This window comes from Micromonospora sp. NPDC003776, from assembly GCF_053605645.1.
Map to the genome: position 1 here is coordinate 1 of NZ_JBSGJR010000552.1, position 4,634 is coordinate 4,634.

The 4,634-nt window shown below is 69.7% G+C and carries 4 protein-coding genes; 2 read left to right on the forward strand and 2 right to left on the reverse strand.

From position 1 onward, the window contains the following. Nucleotides 1-177 precede the first annotated feature (177 nt). On the reverse strand, nt 178-1,113 hold the full coding sequence (locus tag ACWEVO_RS30625; RefSeq protein ID WP_452310943.1) for a quinone oxidoreductase family protein: 936 nt from the start codon (nt 1,111-1,113) through the stop codon (nt 178-180). A gap of 84 nt (nt 1,114-1,197) precedes the next feature. Between ACWEVO_RS30625 and ACWEVO_RS30630 the strand changes: the two genes are divergently transcribed. Continuing rightward, nucleotides 1,198-1,653, forward strand: a complete 456-nt coding sequence (locus ACWEVO_RS30630; protein WP_452310944.1) for a MarR family winged helix-turn-helix transcriptional regulator — start codon at nt 1,198-1,200, stop codon at nt 1,651-1,653. Nucleotides 1,654-1,837: 184 nt separating this feature from the next. Then, on the forward strand, nt 1,838-2,407 hold the full coding sequence (locus ACWEVO_RS30635) for a DinB family protein (RefSeq protein WP_452310945.1): 570 nt from the start codon (nt 1,838-1,840) through the stop codon (nt 2,405-2,407). Between the two features lie 245 nt (nt 2,408-2,652). On the opposite strand, the gene ACWEVO_RS30640 is transcribed toward ACWEVO_RS30635, so the two are convergent. Further along, on the reverse strand, nt 2,653-4,634 hold a 1,982-nt coding region (locus ACWEVO_RS30640; RefSeq protein ID WP_452310946.1), incomplete at its 5' end, for a zinc ribbon domain-containing protein.

Consider the following 4,634-nt stretch of genomic DNA (forward strand, 5'->3'; position numbering starts at 1 on the left):
CCCGCCCCGCCACCCACCCCACCCCCCCCCCGCGGACGGCGCCCCCCCCCGCCGGCGGCCCCCCCCCCGCACGCCGCCTGCAATCTCGCCGGGTTCGGGGCCGAGACCTCAAAGGAGGTTGGGAGCAACCAGGCATCCGGGCGTGCCGAGACGCGGATGTTTCTGGATGGCGGCAGCTCACGGCCGGAGGATCACTTTGCCTTGGTTGGCGCGGGCCTCGATGATCTCGTGTGCTGACGCCGCGTCGGACAGAGGGATGACGGCGTGGATGGCGACGCGGAGTTGTCCGGCCCGGTGCAACCGCCACAGCTGCTCGTGGTGCCGGCGGTAGAGCTCCGGTTGGGTGCCGGCGAACCTGGCCATGGCCAGGCCGGTGACGGTTTTGGAGCCGGCGAGCAGGTCGAACGCCGAGATGGTGCCACCGCCGGAGTTGAGGTAGATGAGCCGTCCGCCGGGGCGTAGCGCGGCGATCGCTCGCGGGAGCAGGTCCCCACCGACAGCGTCGAGGACGACGTCGACGGGCTCGCCCCAGCTCTCGTCGTCGTAGGTGACGACCTCGTCTGCGCCGAGGCCGCGCAGGAAGGCCGCCTTCCGGGGGTCACCGGCGGCTGCCCCGACGTGTCGGACACCGTGGATCTTCGCCAGTTGAACGGCGAGGTGTCCCACGCCGCTGGCGGCACCGGTGATGAGCACGGACTCGGCCGAGGTCAGGTGCGCGGTTTCGAGCGCAGCCAACGCGACGTGCCCGCTCCTGACCAGCGCCGTAGCGGATACGCAGTCGGCGTGGTCGGGGATGTGGCTGGCCGTGCTTGTCGGTGCGACAACGACGTCGGCGTAGGCGTCGGCGAACGCCAGCGCGGTGACCCGGTCACCGACCGCGTAGTCGGTGACCTGCGAGCCGACGTCGATCACCCGGCCCGCGACCTCGCCGCCCAGCGTGCCCGGCAGCGGCGCACGGTCGCCCTCGCCGCGGACCTTACGTACTGCCGGCAGCGTCACACCGATGGCCTCGGTGCGTATCAACAGCTCGCCCGGGCCGGGCACGGGCTGTGGAGCCTCTTCGAGGCGGAGCACGTGCGGTCCGCCGTACTGGTGGAATCGGACGGTGCGCACTGACGCCTCCCGGGATCGTTGGGTGGACCCAAGGGTAATCGCAACATGTTGGGTGGTCCCAATGATTTAGGTACACTGACGAGTGTGGCTGAAGGTCCTCCCTACGCTCCCGCCCGCATCCGGGTACTGCCGAGCTGGCTTCTCGGCCGGGCCGCCGCCTACGGTCACCGGCTCGTCGCGCAGGCACTGGCACGCGAGGGAATGCGGATGATGCACCACGCCGTCCTGTCCACGGTCGCCGAACTCGGACCCGTATCCCAGGCCGAGCTGGGCCGGACACTGCGGGTCGACCCCAAGGACATGACCTCGATCGTGCAGGACCTCGACGAAAAAGGCCTGGTGACCCGCGTCCCCGACCCGACCGACCGGCGCAAGAATGCGATATCGATCTCGCCGGCGGGCACTCGACTGCTCCGCCGCACTGAACAGCTGGGCGAGAAAGCCAACGCCGAACTGACCGCCGCCCTCACACCTGCTGAACGTGAGCAACTGGTCGCGCTACTCGCCCGCATCGTCGCCCGCTCGGGCGACACGGAGTAGCCGTCTCGCGTGCGATCAGCACAACGGAGTCTCCTCCATGGCCACGCGATCATGCCGCCGAGATGCTCGCCCTGACCGAACCCGGCGTAGCCCAGGCACCGTCAAAGATGTCGCCCACCCCAATTCGGAACCCCTGCCGCGGCCCGGAGATGTACGGGCTTCCGTCGATCTCTAGGGTCAAGGTGTGGAGGTCGACTGGAACGCCGAACTGATCGATCAGCTTGAGTGGCACTGGTGGCATCAGCTTCGGCCGCGACTGGACGGGCTGACCGATGAGGAGTACTTCTGGCAGCCGGTTCCCGGCTGCCTGACGCTCAGCCCCCGCAGCGAAAGCCAGGCGCCGGCGTCGCTCGACACGGCGGACTTCACCATGGACTACGCCAGGCCGCCGCACGACCGGGAACCGGTCACCACGATCGCCTGGCGGCTGTCCCACATCATCGACGTGTTCGGCCCGCCCACCGCACCACATTTCGACGGTCCGGCCGCCGACCGCCGCGTCGGCTACTGCGGCACCGCAGAAGGGGCGCTGCGCCAACTCGACGAAGGCCACGATGCGTGGATTCGCGACGTGCGCCGCCTCGGCGCAGCAGGGCTGGCCCGCCCGCAAGGCATCAGGTCACCACCGCCGTACGCGGATGCGCCAATAGCGAAGCTCATCCTGCACATCCACCGCGAGGTCATCCACCACGGGGCGGAAATATCGCTGCTCCGGGACCTCTATTCCTGGAAAAGCCACCAAGGTCACCTCTGACGCCCGGTAGTCGTTCCGATCGTGTGCACGCTCATGCCGCCGAGCCAGCGTCTGCGGGGCATGGATGATCAGTGGGCCTGTTTGTCGTGACGGTGCAGGTCACGGCCAAGTGGACACCCCAGTGTCGACATGGGACGAGGATCCCGGTATGACAGCAATCGACCAAGATCAGATGCCCCAACCGAGAGCCTCGCTGTGCTGTCTTACCCTGCCGCGATTCCCTTGTCCGCCCGCAGCGTCTCTAATTAGCTAAGCGATCCTGAGTCGGATTGAGTGTCCGGGATCGTTTCCCACCTGGGTGGGGTCGCGTGGGCGTGGAAATGAAATCCCGCGCCCAGAGCGGCTCCTCGTGGCCGGTGGCCGGTGGTGGGTGTGCTGATCGTGTTCACGTCCTGGTGCCGGTGGGCTGCGCGGGGCAGCCTGGTCCGGTCCGTTGGTGCGTGTCCCTCCGGACGCTTGCCCGCCCGACCGTGGTGCGGTCGAGTGGGGGAGGGTGCCCTGCGTCGCCTGGGCGCGGGGCGTGGTGGCTGGTGCCGGGTGGGGCCGGTCTTCGACCGGTCCCCGCGGCTGGTCTTGGTGACGACCGCGCAGGCTTCGAGCTTGTCGACCACGGCACGGATCGTCATGGCGCCGTTGCTGCGGTCAGTGACGGTCTTGGCCTGATGGGTGAGACCGCGGGCGGCGATACGCCGCCAGGCGCCATGGTCGCGGTCGCCCTGCCAGCCGCACTCTTGAACGTTGGGGCAGATGGCCCATTTCCAGCCCGCGGTGGTGGGCTGGTCGGGGGCTTTGCGGTGCCGTAGCGGGGTCAGGCACTGCGGGCAGTGCTTGGAGGTGTTCCGCGCGGGGACGCCAACCACGGCGATACCGTGCTCGGCGGCGAGGTGCCGCATCCGCTCGACGATCTTCCCGCGGACCTGCTGGGACAGGCGCGTGTTCAGGGTGGCGCCCATGCCCTTGGCTTCCATAGACCGCAGGTCTTCGACGTAGATGACGGTCGCGGCGGCGGCGATCGCCTGGTCGACGGTCCAGCGGGCGGCGGCCCAGGCGAGCGCGGCGTTCAGGTTCTGGCGGCGGGCGGACACGTGTCGGATCTCGTCGCGCAGCACGGCAAGCTTGCCGAGCAGGTGATGCCGCGGGTCGACGCCGATGAGCCGCACGTACTGGTCGGCCTTGGCGCACAGCCGCTCTGACAGGCGGCGCAGGCGATGCTGCTTGGCCAGGACTCCGGCGGCCCGGAACTGGCCACCAACCCCCAACGCGGTGATCCGGCCATCGGCATGCGGTCGCAGGGCCCCCGCGCTGAGCAACGTGTTCAGGCCCCAGTCCACCCCGAGCGCCACCGCGTGACCGGCGCGCCGGGCCTTCGGCACCGCGTGCGTGTAGGCCAGATCGGCGCGTACCTGCCGACCATTGAGGCGCAGGGTGGGTAGGTGCAGCACCGCGCCCGCGGGCACGGTGGGGGGCAGGCTGATCGGGCAGGCCACCCACGTCCAGTCCCGATACCCCCGCGGATCCGGCCGGCTGGGCAACTGCAGGCGCAGCAGCACCCTGCCCGGATCGGCCTCGCCGCGTTCGATCGTGGCCTGCTGCCGGTCACACGCGGACAGCAACAACATCCGCGCAACCCGCGGCGGGCCTTCCAACTCGAACACATCCACCGGCAGGCGACCGTTGGCGTTGAGGAACCTGGCCACCTGCCGCGTGCGCGCCTTGACGACGTTGGCCGGCAGATCCTTCCCGCCAGGGATCGCCTCCCGCACCTGATCCCACTCCTGCCCGGTGCGTTTGCGCGGGTCGGCCGGCCAGGTCGCGAGGACTCCGGCGGTCAGATCGGCACGCCATGTCACCGAGCGCAGCGCACGCCCGGCCTGCTCCTGCGCCATCCGCACGATCCGGTCATTGACCCTCACACCCTCCGGGACGGTGACGGTCCAACCCAGCCGCCGCAACGCCATCCACGCGTTCGACGGCAACCTCCGCCCACCCGCGTCCACACCGGAGGCCAACACCTGCACATCCGCGACGTTCCACCGCTGCGCCAACAGCCCGCAGGCCATGCCCGCCACCAGATCGGCACACCAGCCGACACGCTCGGCCAGCACCGCCTGGGACAGAACCTCGCCGGTCTTCTCATCCACACCGGCGCGCACAAAAGCCCGGACGCAGGCGGTGCGGGAGGCCTCGCCCTCAGCCAGCGACACCATCCGACTCACCCGCCACCAAC